The 21,466-nt window shown below is 73.3% G+C and carries 19 protein-coding genes and 1 tRNA gene; 10 read left to right on the top strand and 10 right to left on the bottom strand.

The window, feature by feature from the left end; all coding sequences use genetic code 11:
* Positions 1–21 precede the first annotated feature (21 nt).
* The 10 genes from tmk to ACFWPT_RS03140 all read left to right on the top strand — a co-directional run bounded on the left by tmk (position 22) and on the right by ACFWPT_RS03140 (position 11,815).
* Entirely contained in the window at positions 22–3,579 is a 3,558-nt protein-coding gene (tmk, locus tag ACFWPT_RS03185; protein ID WP_380479118.1) for a dTMP kinase, read from the top strand.
* Positions 3,580–3,823: 244 nt separating this feature from the next.
* A complete protein-coding gene (locus ACFWPT_RS03180; RefSeq protein ID WP_380373045.1) occupies positions 3,824–5,035 on the top strand; it encodes a DNA polymerase III subunit delta' in 1,212 nt (403 codons plus the stop codon).
* Positions 5,036–5,321: 286 nt separating this feature from the next.
* The gene (locus tag ACFWPT_RS03175) at positions 5,322–6,455 is read left to right on the top strand and encodes a hypothetical protein (protein WP_380479116.1); all 1,134 of its coding nucleotides are present in this window, start codon (positions 5,322–5,324) and stop codon (positions 6,453–6,455) included.
* 119 nt (positions 6,456–6,574) lie between these two features.
* Positions 6,575–8,263, top strand: coding sequence for an alpha/beta hydrolase (locus ACFWPT_RS03170; RefSeq protein ID WP_380479113.1), 1,689 nt, complete (start codon positions 6,575–6,577; stop codon positions 8,261–8,263).
* A gap of 89 nt (positions 8,264–8,352) precedes the next feature.
* Positions 8,353–9,015: a leucine efflux protein LeuE gene (gene leuE / locus ACFWPT_RS03165; protein WP_380479110.1), complete on the top strand. Its 663-nt coding sequence runs from the start codon at positions 8,353–8,355 to the stop codon at positions 9,013–9,015.
* A gap of 82 nt (positions 9,016–9,097) precedes the next feature.
* Positions 9,098–9,171 (top strand) — tRNA-Thr (locus ACFWPT_RS03160).
* Positions 9,172–9,750: 579 nt separating this feature from the next.
* Positions 9,751–10,248, top strand: coding sequence for a DEAD/DEAH box helicase family protein (locus tag ACFWPT_RS03155; protein WP_380479107.1), 498 nt, complete (start codon positions 9,751–9,753; stop codon positions 10,246–10,248).
* Between the two features lie 83 nt (positions 10,249–10,331).
* Positions 10,332–10,532, top strand: a complete 201-nt coding sequence (locus ACFWPT_RS03150) for a hypothetical protein (protein WP_380479104.1) — start codon at positions 10,332–10,334, stop codon at positions 10,530–10,532.
* A 45-nt stretch (positions 10,533–10,577) separates the two neighbouring features.
* Entirely contained in the window at positions 10,578–11,138 is a 561-nt protein-coding gene (locus ACFWPT_RS03145; protein WP_380479101.1) for a hypothetical protein, read from the top strand.
* Positions 11,135–11,815, top strand: a complete 681-nt coding sequence (locus tag ACFWPT_RS03140; protein WP_380479099.1) for a hypothetical protein — start codon at positions 11,135–11,137, stop codon at positions 11,813–11,815. Before ACFWPT_RS03145 ends, ACFWPT_RS03140 begins: the two co-directional genes overlap by 4 nt.
* A gap of 149 nt (positions 11,816–11,964) precedes the next feature.
* Here the strand turns inward: ACFWPT_RS03140 and ACFWPT_RS03135 are convergent, their stop codons facing one another.
* The 10 genes from ACFWPT_RS03135 to ACFWPT_RS03090 all read right to left on the bottom strand — a co-directional run bounded on the left by ACFWPT_RS03135 (position 11,965) and on the right by ACFWPT_RS03090 (position 21,450).
* Complete coding sequence (locus ACFWPT_RS03135) at positions 11,965–12,609, bottom strand: response regulator transcription factor (RefSeq protein ID WP_063348719.1); 645 nt, start codon at positions 12,607–12,609, stop codon at positions 11,965–11,967.
* Positions 12,573–13,892, bottom strand: coding sequence for a histidine kinase (locus tag ACFWPT_RS03130; protein WP_063348720.1), 1,320 nt, complete (start codon positions 13,890–13,892; stop codon positions 12,573–12,575). The genes ACFWPT_RS03135 and ACFWPT_RS03130 overlap by 37 nt, the downstream gene beginning before the upstream one ends.
* Before the next feature lie 163 nt (positions 13,893–14,055).
* Positions 14,056–14,544 carry a MaoC family dehydratase gene (locus tag ACFWPT_RS03125; protein ID WP_063348721.1) on the bottom strand — a complete coding sequence of 163 codons (489 nt, stop codon included), beginning with the start codon at positions 14,542–14,544 and terminating at the stop codon, positions 14,056–14,058.
* A gap of 175 nt (positions 14,545–14,719) precedes the next feature.
* On the bottom strand, positions 14,720–15,751 hold the full coding sequence (sbnB, locus tag ACFWPT_RS03120) for a 2,3-diaminopropionate biosynthesis protein SbnB (protein ID WP_380372982.1): 1,032 nt from the start codon (positions 15,749–15,751) through the stop codon (positions 14,720–14,722).
* Between the two features lie 68 nt (positions 15,752–15,819).
* A complete protein-coding gene (locus ACFWPT_RS03115) occupies positions 15,820–17,520 on the bottom strand; it encodes a phytoene desaturase family protein (protein WP_380479096.1) in 1,701 nt (566 codons plus the stop codon).
* A gap of 11 nt (positions 17,521–17,531) precedes the next feature.
* The gene (fabG, locus tag ACFWPT_RS03110) at positions 17,532–18,260 is read right to left on the bottom strand and encodes a 3-oxoacyl-ACP reductase FabG (RefSeq protein ID WP_063348724.1); all 729 of its coding nucleotides are present in this window, start codon (positions 18,258–18,260) and stop codon (positions 17,532–17,534) included.
* A complete protein-coding gene (locus ACFWPT_RS03105; RefSeq protein ID WP_380479094.1) occupies positions 18,257–19,378 on the bottom strand; it encodes a beta-ketoacyl synthase N-terminal-like domain-containing protein in 1,122 nt (373 codons plus the stop codon). The genes fabG and ACFWPT_RS03105 overlap by 4 nt, the downstream gene beginning before the upstream one ends.
* Positions 19,379–19,380: 2 nt before the next feature.
* Positions 19,381–20,649 (bottom strand): beta-ketoacyl-[acyl-carrier-protein] synthase family protein, encoded by a 1,269-nt coding sequence (locus tag ACFWPT_RS03100; protein ID WP_380372974.1) that lies wholly within the window; start codon positions 20,647–20,649, stop codon positions 19,381–19,383.
* Between the two features lie 61 nt (positions 20,650–20,710).
* A complete protein-coding gene (locus ACFWPT_RS03095) occupies positions 20,711–20,959 on the bottom strand; it encodes an acyl carrier protein (RefSeq protein WP_063348726.1) in 249 nt (82 codons plus the stop codon).
* Between the two features lie 287 nt (positions 20,960–21,246).
* Positions 21,247–21,450: an MbtH family protein gene (locus ACFWPT_RS03090; RefSeq protein WP_063348727.1), complete on the bottom strand. Its 204-nt coding sequence runs from the start codon at positions 21,448–21,450 to the stop codon at positions 21,247–21,249.
* Positions 21,451–21,466: the final 16 nt, after the last annotated feature.

The raw sequence follows: 21,466 nt of genomic DNA, 5'->3' as shown, positions 1-21,466 counted from the left end.
CCAGCCCGCTACGCTGACCGTATGACGAGCGAGGAGCAGCCCACCCCCAGCGCCGCCCCGGCCGCCCGCGACGCCACGTCCGGGTTGCCCGAGGTCGCGCCAGCCGGGACCCCGGTCGACCGGGCTCGCGCGCTGCTGCGGACGCGCCCCTACCGGCGCCTGTGGACCACCCAGCTGATCGGCGGCACCGCCGACCGGCTCGGCCTGCTGGTGCTGCTCGCGCTCACCGTGATCGCCGTCGCCCTCGGCGGCCAGTTCGGCGCCTTGCCGCGCAGCCTCGCCTTCGCCGTCACGGCGGTCCTCGCCGTCCGGCTGGCGGCCACCGGGCTGGTCGGCGTCGCGCTGCTCGGACCGGTGCACCGACTGGTCGCCGGCCGGCTGGACCGGCGCTGGACGCTGTTCGGCGCCGACGCGCTGTGCGCCCTGCTGATCGGCCTCGCCCCCTGGTGGACCGTCTGGCTGGGCTCCGGCCCGAAGCCCTCCGGCGCCGCCGCCTACGTCCTGCTCGCCACCGTGTTCGTCACCGGTGCCGCCGAGCGGGTCCGGGGGATCGCCAAGGACGCCGCCGTCCCCGGCCTGCTGCCGCCCGCCGATCCGTACGCCCCCGCCGCCGAGCAGCGGCCCGCCGCCGCCCACCTGGACACCGTCCGGAGCATCGACCGCTTCACCGGCTGGGCCACCCTGCCGCTCGCGGCCGCCGGCCTGGTCGCCCTCACCCTGCTGAACAACATCGGCGCCGCTCTCGGCTCGGACTGGCTCCGGGCCCACCAGGTCACCTTCGCCGCGCTCGGCGCGGCCGGCCTGTTCGCCGCCTCGGCTGCTCGCGACTACCTCCAGCAGCTGCCCGTCGGCCCGGTGGCCGTCGCCCCGCACTCGCCGCTGCAGGGCCTGCGCGCCCCCACCGACGCCACGCCCGGCCCCGCGCTGAGCAAGGGCCGCACCGGCAGCGCCCCGTACTTCACCTTCGCCGTCGCCGCCGGGTACGCCTCGATGGCCGGCGTCGCCGCGCTCGCGCTGCTCACCGCCGCCGAACACCGGGCCGGGCCGATCGGCTACGGCCTGCTGGTCCTCGCCGCCACTGCGGCGCCCGCCCTCGGCTCCCGGCTCACCCGGGCCACGCTGCCCGCGCTCTCCCGCCGCCGCCTGCTCGCGCTGGCGCTGCTCACCGAGGGTGTGGCGCTGATCCTGGCCGGGCTGGTGCTGGACTTCGTCCTCGTCCTGGCCCTCATCGTGCTGGCCGGCCTCACCGCCGGGATCGTCGTCTCCGCCGGGCGCACCCTGCTCGGCCAGGAGGTCGAGGAGGCCCGGCTGCCGAAGGTCACCGAGCACCTGTACGCGGTGCTGCGGGTCGTGGTCGGCGCCGCGCTGGTCGTCGTCCCGCTGATCGCCGCGGCGTACGGGGACGTCGAGTACGGCACGGTCGAGCCCGGCTCGTTCACCTTCATCCACGGCGGCGCGGCCCTGGCCGTCGCCACCTCGGGGCTGCTCACGCTGGTCCTCGCCGCCGTCGTCCTGCTGCGGACCGACGACCGGCGCGGCACCGCGCCCTTCGGCCGGGACCTGGTCGACGCGGTGCGCGGCGCCGTCGGCCCGGCCCCGCGCCAGGGCGCCGGCACCGGCTTCTTCATCGCCCTGGAGGGCGGCGACGGCGCCGGCAAGTCCACCCAGGCCCAGGCGCTCGCCGAGTGGATCCGCGGCAAGGGGCACGAGGTCGTGCTCACCCGCGAGCCCGGCGGCAGCCCGGTCGGCCAGCGGCTGCGCGGCCTCGTCCTGGACGTCGGCAACACCGGCCTGTCGCACCGCGCCGAGGCGCTGATCTACGCCGCCGACCGGGCCGAGCACGTCGAGAACGTCATCCGGCCGGCCCTCGCCCGCGGCGCCGTGGTGATCACCGACCGGTACATGGACTCCTCCATCGCCTACCAGGGCGCCGGACGCGACCTGGCCGCCACCGAGGTCGCCCGGATCTCCCGCTGGGCGACCGGCGGGCTGCTCCCCGACCTGACCGTCGTCCTGGATGTCGACCCGACCAGGGCCCGGGAGCGCTTCACCGAGGCGCTCGACCGGCTGGAGTCCGAGCCCACCGAGTTCCACCAGCGGGTCCGGGCCGGCTTCCTCGCCCTCGCGGCCGCCGACCCGGCGCGCTACCTGGTCGTCGACGGCAGCCAGGCCCCCGGCTTCGTCACCACCGCCATCCGGCACCGGCTCGACCGCGAGCTGCCGCTCTCCGAGCAGGAGAAGGACGCCCGCGCCGAGCAGGAGCGGCTCGCCCGCGAAGAGGCCGAGCGCCGCGCCGCCGAGGAGGCCCGCAAGAAGGCCGAGGCAGAGGCCGCCGAGCGCAAGCGGCAGGAAGTGCTGGCGCAGCTGCGGGCCGAACAGGCCGAGCAGGAGCGGCTGGCCAAGGAGGAGGCCGAACGGGCCGCCGCCGAGGCCCGGCGCAAGGCCGAGGAGGAGGCCCGCCGCCGGGCGGAGGAGGAAGCCCGCCGCCGCGCCGAGGAGGAGGCCAAGCGGAAGGCCGAGGAGGAAGCCCGGCTGGCCGCGGAGGCCGCCGAGCGCAAGCGCCTCGCCGACGAGGCGGCCGCCCAGGCGGAGCTGCAGCGGCAGCGGGAGCTCCAGCGCGAGGAGCAGCGCCGCCGGGCGGAGGAGGCGCTGCAGCGGGCCGAGGAGGCCCGGCTGGCGCAGGCCGCCGCGCTCGCGGCCGCGGCTGCGGCGGCGCAGACGGCGGCGGATCGGGCGGCGGCGGGTACGGCCGGCCTGGCGGGTTCGGCGGGTTCGGCGGGTTCGGCGGGTTCGGCCTCGGGCTCGGCTGCTGGTCAGGCTGCCGGTCCGGCCGCTGGTTCGGTTCCCGGGGATGCCGTGACCACCGAGCTGCGGGCCGTCCGGGACGTCCCGGGGGCGGGGCCCGTGGGCACTCCCGGGCCCGGCGGCACCGACGAGGCGACGCGGGAGCTGTCGCTGCGGGACAGCCAGGCGGCCGTCCGGGCGGCGGAGGCCGCCGACGCGACCGCCCAGCTGCCGGTCGTCCCGCCGACCGCCGTGGACGAGACGGCCGTGCTGCCGAAGGTCACGGAGGAGGCGGACCGGACCGCGGTGCTGCCGCGGATCGAGCCGGGGCGTCCGGCGCCGGGGCGTTCTGTGTCGGAGCGTTCTCTGTCGGAGCGTCCGGCACCGGGCCGGGTGGAGCCGGGCCGTGCGGGGGCGGGTCGTACCGAGGCGGGCCGTACCGAGGACCGGGTGCCGCCGGGGCTGTGGCGCGAGGAGCCGGTGGACAGCACCCGCGAGCTGCCGGTGGTCGGCGACGAGCCGCAGCCCGCCGACGAGTCGCAGGCCACCGCCGAGCGACCCCGGCCGGAGTGGGCCGAGGAGACGCCGATGGACGACCTGCCGAGCCTCACCGACACCCTGCTCGGCTCGCGTGACGAGTGGGCGCGCTGGAATCACGGCGGCCCGGCCCCGCAGGACCCGCGTGGCGGCCAGGACCGGCCCGCCCCCGGGGGCGACCAGGGCGGGGTCGGCGAGGGCGGGGTCGGCGAGGGCGGCGGCAAGGGCAAGGGCCGTCGCTGGGGCCGTCGGGGCTGAGGGGCGGCCGGGGCTGGCCTCGGGCGTAAGGCGGTACGGACGACGGTAGGACAGCGGTACGGACGACGGGCGGCGTCGTCGGGGTGGAGAGCCCCGGCGGCGCCGCCCGTCGCCTTCGGCGGTGGGGCGCCTCCTTTCGGTGGTGGGCGCCCCGGAGGGCGCCGTGGCTGTCGGAGCGGACACGTATGCTCGACGGCGGGGAAGAGGCGCCGGGAGCGCTGCCGTACGGAGCTTGGGAGCAGCAGTGGCCGTCTGGGACGACCTGGTGGGCCAGGAGCGGGTGGTCGAGCAGCTGACCGCCGCCGCCCGGTCGGCCGGGGCGACGATCGCGGCCGGCCGCGGAGCCGGCCCGCAGCCGGGCGGGAACGCCTCCCTGATGACGCACGCCTGGCTGTTCACCGGCCCGCCCGGGGCCGGGCAGGTCACCGCCGCGCGCGCGTTCGCCGCGGCCCTCCAGTGCACCAGCCCGGACCTCGCGCTCGGCGGTACGCCCGGCTGCGGGTTCTGCGACGGCTGCCACACCGTGCTGGCCGGCAGCCACGCCGACGTCAAGTACGTCCGGACCGACGGCCTGTCCATCGGCGTCGGCGACATGCGCGAGCTCGTGCTGCGCGCCTCCAGCTACCCGACCGGCGGCCGCTGGTCGGTGATCCTGGTCGACGCCGCCCACCGGCTCACCGAGGCCGCCGCGAACGCGCTGCTCAAGGGCGTGGAGGAGCCCTCCCCGCGCACCGTCTGGCTGCTCTGCGCCCCCTCCGTCCAGGACGTGCTGCCGACCATCCGCTCGCGCTGCCGCCTGCTCGTCCTGCGCACGCCCGCCGCCGAGGCCGTCGCCGACATGCTGGTCCGCCGCGACGGCGTCGACCCGGAGACGGCCCGGCTGGCCGCACTCGCCGGGCAGGGCGACGTCGAGCGCGCGCGCCGCCTCGCCGTCGACGACCAGGCCCGCACCCGCCGCGCCGAGGTGCTGCGGATCCCGCTGGAGGTCGGCGACATCGGCGGCTGCCTGGCCGCCGCCCAGCGTCTCGTCGACACCGCCAAGGCCGACGCCGAGGCGCTCGCCGAGACCCAGGACGCCAAGGAGACCGACGACCTGAAGGCCGCCTACGGCGCCGCCGAGGGCAGCAAGGCGCCGCGCGGCATGGCCGGGGCGGTCAAGGAGCTGGAGAAGCGGCAGAAGAGCCGGGCCACCCGCACCCGCCGGGAGACCCTCGGCGTCGCGCTGCTCGACCTGCTCGGCTTCTACCGGGACGTGCTCGCGCTCCAGCTCGGCTCCAGCGGCACCCTCGCCAACGAGGACCAGCGGCAGGCCCTGAACCGGGTCGCGCAGGACGGCCCGCCGGAGGGCACGCTGCGCCGGATCGAGGCGGTGCTCGCCTGCCGGCGGGCGCTGGACCGCAACGTGGACCCGCTGCTCGCCGTCGAGGCGATGACGGTGGCGCTGCGCGCGGGCTGAGCTGCGCCGACCTGCCGACCCGCCGACCTGCCGACCCGCCGGCCCGCTGGGCCGCTGGGCCGTTCGGGGTGGGACCGTGGGGCCGGGCGTCCGGCGTAGGCCTCCCGGAGCCGTCCCGTTGTCCCACCTTCGAGTGAACGATCGATACGCGCCGGGCACACCCGCGTGCGACCGTCCGCCCGTTGTGCACGCTGGGGGCCGACTGTGCCCCGGTGCCGGGGCCGTCGCCCCCGTACGGCACCGGGTCCCGTCCGGCGTCGGCCCTCCTCCCGAGGCGGTGCGTCCCATGGTTCGTTCGCTCCTCGTCATCCCCCTGCTGATGGCCGCGCTGGGCGGGATCTGGCTGGCCCGCGGCGCGCTCCAGCGCTGGCGCGACCTGCGCGCCGCCGCGACCTACGAACTGGCCGGTGAACGCTGGCCGATGCTGGTGCGGGCGGCCGGAGCGATGATCTGCGGGGTCTGCGTCACCGCGCTGACGCTGCTCACGGCGCTCGGGGCGTTCGGCGGCCTGACCCCCCGCGGTCAGGAATCGGACCGGGCCGAGTCGATGGTCGGCGCGGCGGGTGCGGGCCCTGGCGGGGGACCGGCGGTCCGGCAGCAGCCGGCGCCGCCTGTCGTGGCGGAGCCGGCCGCAGCCTCCGGCGCCCCGGCGGCCGCCGTGAGCCACTTCGACGGCGTCGGTCAGCCGGGCGGCGGCGAACTGCTGCAGTCCGCCGTGCCCGGCCCGGACGGGCAGCCGCGCACCGTCCGGGTCTGGCTGCCGCCGCAGTACGCCAAGGAGCCGAACGCGCGCTTCCCGGTCGTCGTGATGCAGGCGGCCACCCCGCGCAAGACCGCCGACGCCGAGGTCCCGGACGTCTTCGAGGGCCTCACCGCGGCCCTGCAGACCGGTCGCGCGCGCCCCTTCATCCTGGTCGCCCCCGAGGCGCCGAACGGCACCGCGCACCCCTGCGACCTGGTCGCCGCCGCGCCGGCCGCCGTCGCCGACGACGAGACGCTGCGCGCCGCCATCGCCGCCTCGTTCCGCATCCTGGCGCCCGGCCCGGCCTCCTGGGGCACCCTCGGCGTCGAGGGCGGTGCGCCGTGCGCGGCCGCCGCCGGGCTGTCCCGCCCCGACCTGTACGGCGCGGCCGCCGCGGTGTCCGGCCGCTACGACGCCGCCGCGCTCACCCAGGCCGGCGCCGAGGCCCCGGCCGGCAGCGCGGCGAAGCTCCTGCTGGCCGCCGCCAAGGCCGACACGGCCGGGCTGGACACGGCCCGCAAGCTCCAGGCCGCGCTCCAGGCCGGGGCCGGACCGGCGGCCAAGGCCGAAGTGAAGATCTCCGACAACGTGCAGGACTACACCCCCGACCGGGAGCGGATGCGGCTCGTCCGGCAGGCGGCGCAGTACCTGGCCGACGCGCTGGCCAAGGCGTCCTGACCCGGTGTGGACGGGGCGTCGCCGCCCGGTGCCCGTGGCGGGTGCCGGGCGGCGCGCTGTGGTGCAATGCGAGGCGGGTCGCCGGGCGACGACCCGGGGTGACGATCGAGAGGGCTCGGATGATCGCGAGGGGTCGGATGAGGGCCACCGGGCGAGTACTGGCCGCGGCGCTCGCCGTCGGGCTGCTGGTGGGCGGGTGCGGTGCGGGTTCGTCGGGTTCATCGGGTTCATCGGGTTCGTCCGGGGTGGGGGGCGGCGGGCCGTCCGGTCCCGCCGGGGCGGCCTCGTCGAACGCGGCCGGGGCCGTGGAGCCGTCCACCCCGGCCCCGCCCGGGGTCACGCCGCTGGAGCCGCTGCCCGCCGCCGTCCCGGCCGGGCTGGCCCCGTACTACGCGCAGCGGCTCGACTGGCAGCCGTGCGACGGCGGGTTCGAGTGCACCGCCTTCCGGGTGCCGCTGGACTACGACCGGCCCGGCGACGGCGACCTCACCCTGGTGGCGGCCCGCGCCACCGCCGTCCCAGCGGGCTCGGGCTCGGGTTCCGAGGAGGGGGGCGGGGGCGGCCGGCTCGGCTCGCTGCTGCTCAACCCCGGCGGGCCCGGCGGCTCGGCGGTCGAGTACCTGGAGGCCGCCGCCCGGACGTACGACAGCGGCGTGCGCGCTCGGTACGACCTGGTCGGCCTCGACCCGCGCGGAGTCGGCCGCAGCAACCCGGTCACCTGCCTGAGCGGCGACCGGATGGACGCCTACACCGCCGTCGACCTCACCCCCGGCGACCAGCACGGAATCGACGCGCTGATCGCCGCCGACAAGGAGTTCGCGGAGGGCTGCCGGCAGCGCGCCGGGGCGGCGCTCGGCCACCTCGGCACCGTCGAGGCCGCCCGCGACATGGACGTGCTGCGCGCCCTGCTCGGCGACGAGCGGCTGAACTACGTCGGCAAGTCCTACGGCACCTTCCTCGGCGCCACCTACGCGGGGCTCTTCCCCGGCCGGGTCGGGCGGCTGGTGCTGGACGGCGCGGTGGACCCGTCGCTCGACTCGGTCACCGGCAACCGCACCCAGGCCGGCGGCTTCGAGACCGCCTGGGCCGCCTTCGCCAAGGACTGCGCCAAGCACGAGGACTGCCCGCTCGGCCGCACCGAACAGCAGATCGGCGATCAGCTCACCGCCCTGCTCGCCACCGTCCAGGCCGACCCGCTGCCCAGCACCGACCACGGCCGCCGACTCACCGCGGCCCAGGCGACCACCGGCGTCATCCAGGCCATGTACGCCGACTTCCTCTGGCCCAAACTGCGCACCGCGCTCACCGATGCCAAGGCCGGCGACGGCACCAGCCTGCTGAGGCTCTCCGACTCCTACTACGGGCGCGAGACGGACGGCTCGTACCCCAACCTGATGTTCGCCAACACGGCGGTGAACTGCCTCGACCTGCCCGCCCCGTTCGCCGGGCCGGAGGACGTCCAGCGCGCCGTGCCGGACTTCGAACAGGCCTCGCCGCACTTCGGCCGCGACATGGCGTGGATGGCGCTGGCCTGCACCTACTGGCCGGTCCGGGCCACCGGCACGGCGCACACCATCCGGGCCGCCGGCGCCGCCCCCATCGTCGTCGTCGGCACCACCCGCGACCCGGCCACCCCGTACGCGTGGGCCCAGGCGCTGGCCGGGCAACTGGAGTCCGGACGCCTGCTCACCTACGACGGGGACGGCCACACCGCGTACGGGCACCACGACGCCTGCGTGGACGGCGTGGTCAACCGCTACCTGCTGGCGGGCGAGGCACCGGAGCCGGGCAAGCGCTGCGCCCGGTAGGCGGGATGGTTTCCGCTTCAACCGACCGCCGGTGCGACGTTACGATGAGCGCCCCCCGCCCTCATCCCCTCCCCTCCCCGGAGCGCACCGTGCTCGGAGTCAACGACCTGGCGACGTACGTCCTCGGCGCCCTCGTCATCGTCCTACTGCCCGGCCCCAACTCCCTGTACGTGCTGTCCGTCGCCGCCCGCAAGGGCATCCGGACCGGCTACCAGGCCGCCGCCGGCGTCTTCGTCGGCGACCTCACCCTGATCAGCCTCACCTCGCTGGGCGCCGCCTCCCTCCTCAAGGCCAACCCGGCCGTCTTCGCCGTGGTCAAGCTCGGCGGCGCCGCCTACCTGCTCTGGATCGGCTACGGCATGCTCCGCGCCGCCCGCCAGCTCTGGCGCGAACGCCGGACCGCCGACAACCCCGACAACCCCGACAACCCCGCCGCCACCGCCGAACCCGTCGAGCGCCCGTTCCGCCGCGCCCTGGTGATCAGCCTGCTGAACCCGAAGGCGATCCTCTTCCTGCTCTCCTTCTTCACCCAGTTCGTCGACCCGGCCTACGGTCAGCCGGCCCTCTCCTTCGGCCTGCTCGGCGGCATCCTCCAGACCTTCAGCGTGCTCTACCTCTCCCTGCTGATCTTCGCCGGCACCACCCTCGCCGCCACCTTCCGCCGCCGCAGGCGCCTCTCCGCCACCCTCACCAGCGGCGTCGCCGTCCTCTTCGCCGGCTTCGCCGCCAAACTCGCCGTCTCCTCCGCCTGACCCCCACCCCCGCCAACCGGGTGTGGATCACCCTCGAAACCTGTGTAGACTGGCCCGCGTTGCCACCACGCGTGACAACGGTGCCGCCTTAGCTCAGCTGGCCAGAGCAACGCACTCGTAATGCGTAGGTCGCGGGTTCGAATCCCGCAGGCGGCTCTGTAGAAGCCCCAGGACTCACTCGCCGTGACCTGGGGCTTTTGCCTTTACTGCATCCGCCGCCGCCGTCGCGCGCGGGCCGCCCGCGTGTTCGCGGTCTCAGTTGTGGTCTCAGTTCCGGCCGGGTGGGGCCAGAGCGCGTTGCCCATTCGCCTGGCGGCCTCACGGGTCGGAGGCCGCGCAGGTCGTCGTTCCCGGCGGCCTTGGGGCCGAAGGTGGTCTCGTCGAACAGCACCGTGGGCCGGGCGTCGGGGTCACAGACGGACCGGAACAGCGCGGCGGGGCTGACGTCGGTGGTGAGCATCGGGCGCGGGGCGAGCGTCCTTACGATCTCCAGCGCACGGGTCTTGCCCGATCCGGGCTCCGGGGAGAGGAACGCGATGCGCGGGGTGGACTCGAAGGTGTCGAGCAGGTGGGTATGGCTTGAAGCGGAGGTGGAAGGCCTCGACGGCGTCGAGCACGGCGGCCCCGTCGTCGGTGTCGGTGGTGACGGGCGGGTTGGGATCGGTCACCGGCGTCGGCCTGCTCGTCCAAGTCGGAGACCGCGATCCCCGACCGCCAGTACGGCGAGAGGTGGGAGTGGACGCCACCGGCGGACGCGGGTTGTTCCTGGTGAGCGAGATGGCCAATCGCTGGGGTTACTACCTGACCGCAGCCTCCGGGAAGGTTGTCTGGTCACTTCTCCTGATCTGGCATCACCAGGGTTCCGGCAAGACGCTGCTGATGGTGTTCGCCGCCTCGCTGCTGCTGGCCGACGCCCGCACCGAGTCACCCACGATCATCCTGCTTTCGGACCGGACCCAGCTCGTCCGACAGACCTCCAAGGCCTGTACCTCCGCTATGGGCGACTCCTACTTCCATCGGCCCGCCACCAGCCAAGCGTTGCACTCCCTGCTGGCCGACGACGTGGGCGGTGTCATCTCCACGACCGTCCACAAGTTCGCTGACGCCGGCAAGGACCTAGGGAGGACGAGAAGCCGCCGTCCGCGGCGGAGATTCTGGACCGGATCAAGGCTGCCCTCGACAAGGGCGTCGAACCAGAATCCGCGAAGTACACCGCCCTCGCGGAGCGGATAAGGCAGCTGCGGGACCGGATCATCCAGAACGCCCAGGATGCACTGGACTTCCTGTCCGAAGCACTTCGGGTCGCTCGTGCTGTCGTGGACGCTGAGAAGCACCCCAACGAAGCCGTTGTCGTGCTGGATGACGACCACGTGGGTGTCCTGTCGCGGATCATCCATGACCACGCACCGTCCGGTCTCACCGTCACGGAGAGGAACCTTGCCGAGGAGATCGACCAGGTGGCCGCCCCACGCTTCGCCAAGTTGTGCTCCCCTCCGGTTGTCGGTTGCTGCAAGTAGGGTTCTCTGGCTGCTTCATTGTGGATGGCACACCAGAGGAGGGGCGTGAACCAGTTCGAACTGCGGCGCGTAGAACGGGAACTCCGGGAGGCGCTGTCCGGCACCGACTTGCAGTGGGTCCTTGACGACGTCGATGACGCGATTGCGGCGGGCGTGCCCGAGGAGAAGATCCTCCGGCGGCGCCCTCACCGCCGCGGAGAGGACCGCCAGCCGACCAGCCCAGCGGCTGAGGCGGCCCGATACCAGGTCTTGGACCGTCGTGAGCTGGGCTCTGCCGAATTCGAGGCCTCGCGTAAGCGGGGGACGCTCGTCATCACCACCCGGCCCATGACCGAAGAGGAGCGTGTGTTGCTCCTTCTCGATGCTCTGAAGCGGCTTTTCGTCGAGTTGCCTGAGATCGAAGGGGAGACCCTGAAGGTGCTCCAGTCCGTACCGGACAGCGATACGGGAAGTCGCAGCGTCATCCAGGGCGTCGTATTCGAGCCTGACGAGAGCACCAGGCCTCGCCGCTCACAATCCACCATCGTGGCCAACCGAGTGGCGGCGGAGCGGCGCGAAAGCGTCAGCCTTCTCTTCGACGACGTAACAGACGGGGTGCGCAGTTGAGCAAGGTCGACCAGCTGATCGGTGAGATCAAGAGTCTGCTGGGCGCAGGTACGGTGTCTTACGACGCGGCATCCAAGCTGTCGGACGTCTACGAGGGGTACGTCTTCTCGCTGATCGTCGGTACTGCGAGTCGGCACGGGGCCACCGTCACCTACGAGGACGTGGGCGGGTCGAAGGTCGGCAGTCTCCTTTTCCGCACCGGCCCTGGTCAGCTCTACGCCAACAGCCACCCATTCACTCATGCCGTTATCGAGTTTGACGGTGCTCCGGCCCTTGAGGTCCACCTCGGGGTCTATGTGCAAGGAACGTCTGGTGTCCTGCACGAATGCGACGTGCTTGTACTGCCGGCCGACGAGGCTGCGCTGAGTCGTGCGCAACAGATCGCGCCACGCGGGAGTACGTGCGTGCTCATCGTCGAGTGCAAGTACTACCTCTCGAACCTCGGGATCGGGCTTGCCCGGAACTTCGAGGGGCTCCGGGCTGATATCCGGACTCAGGGCGAACTCTTCGTCTCCAACATTGGCTCCTCCAGCATCGTGCGATACCTCGATGCCCGTGGGAGAGGCTTCGAGCGTGATGTGGTGCCCAACTCGCCCCAAGCGGGCTACCTCCAAGGGGAAATCCGTAGGACGTTCAAGAGCTACCTGAGCAAGCATTCGCCGTCGACGGTGATCTGATGAAGATGGCGGCAGTAGCCGTCATGATCACTTTCGGGCCCGTCATGCGTAGGTCGCGGGTTCGAATTCCGCAGGCGGCTCGGGAAGACGGAAGCCCCAGGTCATGTGGTTTATGACCTGGGGCTTTTGCGTGGGCGGGGTGGGGCGGGTTACTGGTCGAGGTAGGCGAGGACGGCGAGGACGCGGCGGTTGTCGCCGTCGGTGGGGAGGAGGCCGAGCTTGGTGAAGATGTTGCTGATGTGCTTGGCGACGGCCTTCTCGGTGATGAAGAGGCCCTGGGCGATGCCGGCGTTGGAGCGGCCCTGGGCGAGCCATTCGAGGACTTCGCGTTCGCGGTCGGTGAGGCTGCCGACGTTCTCGTCGCGTTCCTTGCGGACGAGGAGCTGGGAGATGACGTCGGGGTCCATCGCGGTGCCGCCGTCGGCGACGCGGCGGATCGAGTCGAGGAACTGGGAGCCGTTGGTGACGCGGTCCTTGAGCATGTAGCCGACGCCGCGGCCGCCGCTGGCGAGGAGTTCGCGGGCGTAGAGCGGTTCGACGTACTGGGAGAGGAGCAGGACCGGGAGGTCGGGCATGGTGCGGCGGGCGGTGAGGACGGCGCGCAGGCCCTCGTCGGTGAAGTTCGGCGGAAGCCGGACGTCGACGACCGCGACGTCCGGCTGCTGCTCGGTGAGGGCTGCGAGGAGGTCGGCGCCGTTGTCGACGGCGGCCACCACCTCGTGTCCGTAGGCCTGGAGGAGGCGGATCAGGCCGTCCCTCAGGAGGAAGTGGTCTTCGGCGAGGACAATACGCACGGAAGCTCCATCGTCACCATGGTCGGGCCGTTGACGGGGCTGTTCACGGCCAGGACCCCGTCGAACGTGCTGAGTCGTCGCTCGATGCCGCGCAGGCCGGTGCCCCGGGTGGCGTCGGCGCCGCCGCGGCCGCTGTCGGTCACGGTGATGCGCAGCATGCCGTGATCGTAACGGATGTCGATCCAGGCCCGGTCGGCGCCGGAGTGCTTGGCGACGTTGGTGAGGATCTCCGAGATCGCGAAGTAGGCGGCGGACTCGACGGGCATCTCGGGGCGGCCGGGGAGGTCGACGACGACCTCGGTGGGGACCGGGCAGACCATGGCCAGCGCCCGCACCGCGTCGGCGAGTCCGCGGTCGGCGAGGACCGGCGGGTGGATGCCGCGGACCAGGTTGCGGATCTCCTCCAGGGCCTTGGAGGAGGACTGGCGGGCCTCGATGAGCAGGGCCCGGACGGCCTCGGGGTTGGTCTCCAGCAGGTGTTCGGCGGCGTCCAGGGTCATGCCCATCGCGACCAGACGGGCCTGGGCGCCGTCGTGCAGGTCGCGTTCGATCCGCCGGATCTCGGCCATCTGGGTGTCGACGGCGGTGCTGCGGGTGGTGGTGAGGTGCTGGATCCGGCTGGCCATCAGTTCCTGCTCGCTGGGGGCGAGCATGGAGTGGGTGTACAGGGCGTGCTTGCGGACGGCGCGGGGGGCCATCCACAGGGCCAGCGGCAGTTGCAGGACGCCGAGGACGCCGGCCAGCACCGCGGTGGCCTGGCCGTCGATCGGGATGAACTGGTACCAGAGGCCGTCCCACTGGGTCGACAGCGGGACGCCGAAGAAGGCCAGGAAGATGCCCCAGAAGCCGCTGAGCAGGACGGCGATCGGCATGAAGGCGAGGAAGCCGCCGGCGATCGGGTCGGTGAGCACCCAGGTGAACTCCCGCTTGGTCTGCGGGTCGCTCATGATCCAGCGGTAGCGGGCGACGGCCCCCGAGGCGCCCTCGGGGGCGGCCGGCAGGCCGCTGGGCGGGCCGGGGATCTGCACGCCGGACCAGCGCTCGGACAGGCCGCGCTGGCGGGCGGCCAGTGCCCGGACGCGCTCCATGGCCCGCGGCACCAGGCCGAGGCCGGGGCCGACGAGGGAGATCGCGCCGGTGACCCCGAGCGAGCGTCCGAAGGCCGCGACGGACATCCAGCAGAGGGCCAGTGCCCGCCGCAGCCCGGTGAATCCGGCGGGGACGGAGAATCCCCTGATCTCGACCGCCGAGGGGCTTCCCCCGAGCTTCATCGTGCGGTCCATGACCCGCTCCTCTCTGTGCCGTTCGCTGTGCCGCGGCCGTGGTGGCCGTGTGACCATTCTGGCGGGGACGGCGTGCCGGAATCGGTAGTAATAACCCCCCTCTTGCACGACCGGAGGGGGAGGTTCTTCTACCTGGCGGCGGCGGTGACGTCGGCGGGCGGGCTCAGAAGCCGTCCGAGCCGCCCTCGGCGGTGTCGGGGGCGGCGACGAAGAGGGACAGGGTGTCCGCCACGCAGGCCGCGTGCTGCTGGCCCTCGACCTCCACCGTCATCCGGACCGCGGCCAGGTGGCCCATCGGGGTCTCGCGGACGCTGGTGACCTTGGCGCCGCCGCGGACCCGGGCGCCGACCGGGATCGGGCGGGGGAAGCGGACCTTGTCCAGGCCGAAGTTGACGCCCAGTTTGACGTTGTGGATCTCGAAGATCGCGCGCATCATCGCGGGCAGCAGGCCGAGCGTCATGTAGCCGTGGACGATGGTCCCGCCGAACGGGCCGGTGGCGGCGCGCTCCGGGTCCACGTGGATCCACTGGAGGTCGCCGGTGGCGTCGGCGAACTGGTCGACGCTGTGCTGGGTGACGTCGAGCCATTCGCTGTAGCCGAGGTGCTCCCCGGTCGCCCCGGTGAATTCGGCCAGGTTGGCAAAGGATCTCATGCGGGTGATTCTGGGCGGCCGTCCATGGCACGGACAAGGCGTCGGGGGGCCGTGGGGCCGTTCGGTCAGCGTGCCGTCAGTTGGCCGTCAGCGGAGGGGGCGGGGCGGCGGGAAAGGCCGGAGGCCCGCCGGCGCCGGGAGCGCGGGCGGGCCTCTGGGGCAGGGTGGGGAGGGCTCAGCCGTAGCGCTTGAGCTCGTGGAAGAAGTCCGGGACGGTGTGCAGCTGCCCGGCCGCGAGGACGCGGTCGTAGACGTGCTTGGCGACGGCCATGTCGAGCACGCCGAGGCCGAACGGGGAGAAGACCACCGGCCGGTCGGACGGCGGGGTGATCGTGCCGGTGAGCACGTCGTAGAGCGTGCCGGCGACGAACTCGCGGTGGCCGACGCGCTGTTCGGCCAGGTGCGGCGAGGTGCCGGCCTTCATGCAGTGCTCGATGTCGTCGACGACGTTCCACGAGTCGAGGACGATCTCGGGGGAGAGGTCGCGCAGCGAGACGTGCAGCACCAGCGGGTTGTGCGAGAACCACTGCGGGTCCGTCACGTGCGGCTCGCCGGCGATGGTGGCGAAGACCACCAGGTCGCTGGAGCGGATCAGGTCCTCGGCCTTGTCGTGGACGGTGATCTCCACGCCCTCGCCCTCGGCCCGGCGCAGGTAGTCGGAGAAGCCCTCGGCGTGCTCGGCGGACAGGTCGTGGACGCCGGCCGCGGTGAAGTCGAAGCCGTTGGCGGCGAGGTAGGTGTGCACGTAGCGGGCGATCAGGCCGACGCCGAAGAAGCCGACCCGGGTCGGGCGCTGGCCGCGGGCGTCGGCGAGCCGGGCCGCCGCGAGGGCCGCGGAGGCGGCGGTGCGCGCCGCGCTGATGATCGAGCTCTCCAGGCAGGCGAACGGGTAGCCGGTCTCGGCGTCGTTGAGGATCAGGACGGCCGAGGCGCGCGGGAGGCCGGCCGCCACGTTGTCCGGGAAGCTGGAGATCCACTTGATGCCGTGCACGCCGACCTCGCCCTTGACCGAGGCCGGCAGCGCGATGATCCGGGAGGACGGGCGGTCGGGGAAGCGCAGGAAGTACGAGTCCGGGTTGACCGTCTGCCCCTCGCCGTGCAGCCGGTACGCGGCCTCGACCGTGGCGACGACCTCGTCCTCGTGCCCGTTGAGGGCCTCGTGCACCTGGGCGCCGGAGACCACGGCGAAGGGAGGGACCTGATTCATGGGAACAGTGCTCCTGGTCGGAGGGGTGCGGATCGGAGGGTGGGGAAACGGGAGGGGCGGAGGAGGGGTCAGCCGATGCGGGCCAGGCCCTTGGCGCGCTGCCGCGCCCGCCCGCGCGAGACCACCAGCGGGTCCCAGTCCGGGCCGCGGTCGGGCAGCCGGGAGGGGTCGCCGAGCACCGCGCCGCCGAACACCTCGCGCAGCAGTCCGCGGCCGATGATGTCGGAGGCGGCGGCCATGCCGCTGTTCGCGACCGCGGCGATGCCGCTGCCGTAGCGGACGCTCTGGCCGACCACGTACAGGCCCTCGACCTCGGTGCGCACGTCCGGCCGCTGGTTGGAGCCGCCCCAGCTGGCCATGCCGTACGGGGTGCCGCCGGTGGCCCGGATGTAGCGCTCGTGGGTGAGCGGGGTGGCCGTCTCCAGGTGGGTGATGCGCTCCCGGAACGGGCCGATGACCTTCTCGGCGGTGGCCAGCATGACCTCGGTGAGCTGCTGCTTGCGGGCGAGGTAGGCGGCGTTGCGGCGGTAGGGCTCGCCGTCGGCCGGGCCGCCCTCCAGGCCCCAGAACCCGTAGCCGGGCGGCAGGCCCGTCATGAGCTGGAAGTTGCTGTGGCCGGGCGGGCAGACGGCGGTGGCGCCCGGGTCCTTGAGGGAGGCGAAGGAGAAGGTGAGCGCCGGCACCGAGTCCATCGAGCCGTCCCGCGCGTACCGCTCCAGCATGGCGGCGTGCGCGCCCTCCATGTCGTCGCTGTCGTGCCACCAGAGGTTGGCGTTGGGCAGGCCCGGCAGTTCGGTGTCGAGCCCGATGTACACCGAGACGAAGGAGCCGCGCATGGTCGCCGCGCGGGTGCGGGCCACCACCTCGGCGGGGAAGGCGTCCTCGCCGCCGCACAGGTCGAGGACGGTGCGCCGGTAGTCCGCGTTGGAGATGACCAGCGGGGCCGAGACCCGCTGCCCGTCGGTGAGTTCGACGCCGGTGGCGCGCCCGTTCTCGACCAGGATGCGGCGGACGTCGCAGCGGGTGCGCAGTTCGCCGCCGTGCGCCTCCAACGCCTCGACGAACGCGGCGACCATCGCCTGGCCGCCGCCCTCGGGGTAGTACGCGCCGCGCAGGTAGTGGTCCATCATCGAGGCGTGGTGGGCCAGGCTGATGCCGTCGGGCATGGTGCCGTAGTTGCCGGCCTGCGCCGCGAGCAGCGTGCGCGCCTTGGCGGAGAGGCCGAAGTGGCCCAGGGCGTCGGCGAAGGTGCGGCGGGACCAGCGCATGGTCTGCGGGGACTTGCGGAACAGGTCGACCAGGGACTCGCCGTTCAGGCCGGCGCGGGTCGAGCCGGCCACGTTCTCGGCGAGTTCGAGGAAGCAGGAGATCCGGTCGGCCTCCTCGGGCAGGGCCTGCCGCAGCCGGTCGCGGTAGGCGTCCCAGCCGGCCGGCACGTCGACGGTCGCGGTGGGCGTGATGATCCGGTCGAAGCCCTGCTCGTTGTCCATCGGCCGGAACCGCACCCGGTCCAGGACGCCGAGGCCGGCCAGGATCGCCGGGAAGTGCCCGTCGGGGCCGCAGTCGCCGAGGTAGTGCGTGCCGACGTCGAACTCGTACTTGCGCCGGCGGCGGAACACGTGCGCGTTGCCGCCGGCGATGTCGTGCTGTTCGAGGACGAGGACGCTGCGCCCGTCGGCCGCCAGGTAGCCGGCGGTGGTCAGGCCGCCGATGCCGCTGCCGACGACGATCGCGTCGTAGTGGTCGCGCAGTCCCTGGGCCCCCTGCATTCGTGCTCCCATCAGAACGTGCCGCCGCCGTGGATCTCGAAGACCGACCCGCTGATGTAGGCGGCGCGGTCGGAGACCAGGAAGGAGACCAGGTCGGCCACCTCCTCGGGCTTGCCGGCCCGGCCGAGGGCGACGTTCTTCAGCATCCGCTCCACCGCGGCGTCGGACATGTCGCCGACCATGTCGGTGGCGATCAGGCCCGGCGCGACCACGTTGGCGCGCACGCCGCGCGGGCCGGTCTCCTTGGCGAGGGACTTGGTGAAGCCGATGATGCCGGCCTTGGACGCGGCGTAGTTGGCCTGGCCGAGGTTGCCGTAGATGCCGGACACCGAGGACAGGTTGACGATCGATCCGCTGCGGCGCTTGCTCATCGCGAAGGCGGCGGCGCGGCACACGTGGTACACGCCGTCCAGGTTGGTGCGCAGGACCTGGTTCCAGTCGTCCTCCGGCATCAGGATGACCGGGCGGTCCCGGGTGATGCCGGCCGAGGTGACGGCGGCGTCCACCGGGCCGACCTCGCGCTCGGTGCGGTTGTACCAGTCGCGGACCTGCTCAGGGTCGGCCACGTCGCACTGGGTGGCCGTGATCCGGGTGCCGAACTCGCCTGCCTGCTTGGCGAGTTGCTCGGCGGCCTCGGCATTGGAGCGGTAGCAGAAGGCGACGTCGTAGCCGTCCTGGGCCAGGCGCAGCACGATGGCCTTGCCGATGCCCCGGGACCCGCCGCTGACCAGGGCGATCACGCGTGCTCCCCGAAGAGTCTCAGGACGGCGCAGCCCACCGCGCCGTCACGGTCGACGGCGGACACCAGGGCGATCCGGCCCCGGGCCGCCGGGTCGGCCTCGGCCACGCCGAGCACCGCCTGGATCTGGAAGGACGCGGAGGCCGCGCTGGTGTCGCCGAGCAGTTCCATGGACGGGACCCGGCCCAGTGCCTCGGCCGGCAGCAGCGCGGCGAGCGCGTCGTACTCGGCCCGGCCGGCCGCGGTCGGCGCGGCGCACGGGACGGCGGCCCAGACCTCGTCGGCGGTGACGCCGGCGCGGGCCAGGGCGCGCTGCACGCACGCGGTGACGGCCGCCTCGGGGTCGTCGTCGATGTCGACGCGGGTCTCCACCGCGAGCACCGCGGCGAGCGCCGGGCGCTGGGCGGTGCCGGCGTGCTCGACCACGAACAGGCCGCAGCCCTCGCCGAGCAGCGGCGTGGAGTCGCCGGCCGCGACGGCGGTGTGCTCGATCCAGGCGTGCGCGGCGGAGAACTCCTCGGCCGAGCCGACCAGGTACTTGGTCGCCCGGCCCTGGCCCATCAGGCGCCGCGCGTAGTTGAGGGCGAGCAGGCCGCTGACCCGGCCGCCGGCGACGGTGGTGTTGGGGCCCTTGAGGTCGTGCCGGATGGCGGTGGCGCCGGCGGCGTGGTTGAGGCTGCCGAAGGGGATGCGGCCGGCGTCGACGTGGAAGGGCAGCGCGTTGGTGTAGGACTGCTTGAGGAAGTTGGTGACGTTCTCCAGGCTGCCCATCGAGATGCCGAGGACCACACCGGTGCGGTCGTCGGTCTCCACCACCCGGTTGCCGTCGGCGTCCTTGAGTAGGCCGTCGGAGGCGACCAGGGCCAGCGCGGTGAGCCGGTCCATCTTGGCGGTGCCGGTGGGGCCGAGCAGGCCCTTGATGTCGAAGCCGGGCACCAGGCAGACGTCGGGCGACGGCAGCGTGCCGAGCGCGGCGTCCGCCTTGACGGCGGTCTTGGCGCCGGCGCGCACGCCGGACGCGAAGTCCTGGCGGGTCAGGCCGTACGGCGACACGGCCGACCAACCGGTGATGACGAGTGTCTCCGGCGGCAGGGCCGCCGGGGTGGCTGCGGTGGTCATCGTCAGACTCGCTCTCCGTACGTGCCCAGAATCAGGATGGCGTTGTTGCCGGCGAAGGCGCTGGAGTTGTTCTCCACGATCCGGACCTCCGCGTCGACGGCCTGGTTGGGCACGACGTCCAGCGGGCAGTCGGGGTCGGTCTCCACGTGGTTGATGGTCGGCGGGATGAACTGGTGCTCGATGGCGAGGCTGCAGGCGATCGCGCCGAGCGCGCTGGCCGCGCCCATCGAGTGGCCGAGCATCGACTTCACCGCGACGGTGCGCGGCGGTGCGTCGCCGTACACGTCGACGATGGCGGCCGACTCGGTCTTGTCGTTGGCCTTGGTGCCGGTGCCGTGCGCGGAGATGAAGTCGATCTCGTCCCGCTCGACCCCGGCGTCGTCCAGGGCGAGCCGGATGCCGCGCGCGATGCCGTCGCGGTTCGGCGCGGTCGGGTGGGCGGCGTCGCAGCTGAGGCCGTACCCGAGCACCTCGGCGTAGATGTGCGCGCCGCGGGCGAGGGCGGACTCCAGGCTCTCCAGGACGAGGATGCCCGCGCCCTCGCCGGTCAGGATGCCCTGGCGGTTCTTGTCGAACGGGCGGACCACGTCCGGGGTGAGCGCGCCGAAGCGCTTGAACAGCGCGAAGGCCTTGCGGCAGACGGCGTCGGCGCCGCCGCACAGCGCGATGTCGACCTCGCCGGAGCGGATCGCGTCCAGCCCGTAGCCGATCGAGTAGTTGCCCGCCGCGCAGGCGGTGGTGATGGTGGTCGGCTCCACGTTCGGCATCCGCAGCTCGCGGGCGATGACGGTGGTGAGCCGGCCGGCGTTGATCCGGCGGGACAGCACCGGGTCCATGCCCTCCGGGTCCCCGGCCGCGAGCTCCTGCTCGACCAGCACGCCGATGTCGTGCCCCTCGCCGTCGGTGGTGCCGACGCTGATGACGGCCTGGCGCTCGCCGAGGTCGGCCTCGGTGAGCCCGGCGTCCTCCACGGCCATCCGGGCGGCGGCGACGGCGAACTGCCCGGCGCGGCCCATGTCGTCGAGGGGGACGTTGCGGATCCAGCGCTCCGGCTCGAAGTCGGGGACCTCGCAGGCGATGTTCTGGCCGAACCCCTCGGTGTCGAACCGGGTGATCGGCCGCGCACCGGAGCGGCCGGCCCGCAGCCCCGCGGTGTACTCCTCGACACCCGTGCCGATGCTGGAGATCGCCCCGAGGCCGGTGAGGACGACCCGGCGGCGGTCGGCGGGCACGCCGGCGCGGGGTGCCGCTGGTGACTGTGCGGTGGACATGGGACTCCTTAAGCAGTGGGATGCCTGCGGGCGGGGGTTCCGGTCCCGGAACCCGCCCCGATCACCAGCCGGCGGCCGTCGCGGTCACCTGGTACGTGGCCTCCACGTTCACCATCTTCGGCAGCTCGTTCATGTCGATGACGATGGAGTACTCCATCTCCAGGGCGCTGAGCACGTCGATGAGCTTCAGCGAGTCGGCGCCCAGCTCGTCGACGAACAGCGCGGTGTCGGCGAACTCGGTGTGCACGTCGATGTTCTCGGCGATGATTTCGCGGATCCGGGTGAGACGCTCCGGGGCTACCGTCGTCATGCTCGTTTTCCTCCGTTTTTGCGGGTGCCCTGTGCGGGTGCCCTGGGGTGCCCGGAAATCGGGCCTCTGAGCAGCAAATTAGTCAGGCCCGATGACGGGTCGATGACGTCCAACTGACCGCTCACTGACGGGTCCTGGCGGGGTGTCGCGTGCCTGGTGGGGAGGGGTGCGGGGGACAAAACGGCCGCCCGCCGCACCGGCGGGCGAAGGCCCTGGGGGTGCGGCGGGCGGCGGGGTCGGAGCCGTCCGGCGGCGTTCTTCCGGATTCCGGGCGCGGGCCCGGCCGGTCAGCCCTGCTGCTGGAGGCTGAGCGGGCGCATGTCCGTCCAGTTGCCCTCGATGTGGGCGACGGCGGTGGCCCGGTCGGTGGCCTCCAGGGTCACCGACCAGCCCTCCGGGACGGCGGCGAAGGACGGCCACAGGGAGTGCTGCCCCTCCGCGTTGACGAGGACGAGGAAGGTGCCGTCTTCGCGGTCAAAGGGGTTCGCCATGACTGTTCTCCAGATC

The sequence above is a fragment of the Kitasatospora sp. NPDC058478 genome, from assembly GCF_042720345.1.
Taxonomy (GTDB): domain Bacteria; phylum Actinomycetota; class Actinomycetes; order Streptomycetales; family Streptomycetaceae; genus Kitasatospora.
The sequence above is the reverse complement of the archived record's forward strand: the minus strand, read 5'-3'. Positions and strand labels throughout refer to the sequence as shown.

What these genes read in the sequence shown, in the direction of transcription:
- ACFWPT_RS03130 (WP_063348720.1), bottom strand. Translation starts at nt 13,892, where the DNA reads ATGGACCGCACGATGAAGCTCGGGGGAAGCCCCTCGGCGGTCGAGATC.
- ACFWPT_RS03175 (WP_380479116.1), top strand. Translation starts at nt 5,322, where the DNA reads ATGGTTCGTTCGCTCCTCGTCATCCCCCTGCTGATGGCCGCGCTGGGC.
- ACFWPT_RS03125 (WP_063348721.1), bottom strand. Translation starts at nt 14,544, where the DNA reads ATGAGATCCTTTGCCAACCTGGCCGAATTCACCGGGGCGACCGGGGAG.
- ACFWPT_RS03170 (WP_380479113.1), top strand. Translation starts at nt 6,575, where the DNA reads ATGATCGCGAGGGGTCGGATGAGGGCCACCGGGCGAGTACTGGCCGCG.
- tmk (WP_380479118.1), top strand. Translation starts at nt 22, where the DNA reads ATGACGAGCGAGGAGCAGCCCACCCCCAGCGCCGCCCCGGCCGCCCGC.
- ACFWPT_RS03095 (WP_063348726.1), bottom strand. Translation starts at nt 20,959, where the DNA reads ATGACGACGGTAGCCCCGGAGCGTCTCACCCGGATCCGCGAAATCATC.
- ACFWPT_RS03115 (WP_380479096.1), bottom strand. Translation starts at nt 17,520, where the DNA reads ATGCAGGGGGCCCAGGGACTGCGCGACCACTACGACGCGATCGTCGTC.
- ACFWPT_RS03105 (WP_380479094.1), bottom strand. Translation starts at nt 19,378, where the DNA reads ATGACCACCGCAGCCACCCCGGCGGCCCTGCCGCCGGAGACACTCGTC.
- sbnB (WP_380372982.1), bottom strand. Translation starts at nt 15,751, where the DNA reads ATGAATCAGGTCCCTCCCTTCGCCGTGGTCTCCGGCGCCCAGGTGCAC.
- ACFWPT_RS03100 (WP_380372974.1), bottom strand. Translation starts at nt 20,649, where the DNA reads ATGTCCACCGCACAGTCACCAGCGGCACCCCGCGCCGGCGTGCCCGCC.
- ACFWPT_RS03090 (WP_063348727.1), bottom strand. Translation starts at nt 21,450, where the DNA reads ATGGCGAACCCCTTTGACCGCGAAGACGGCACCTTCCTCGTCCTCGTC.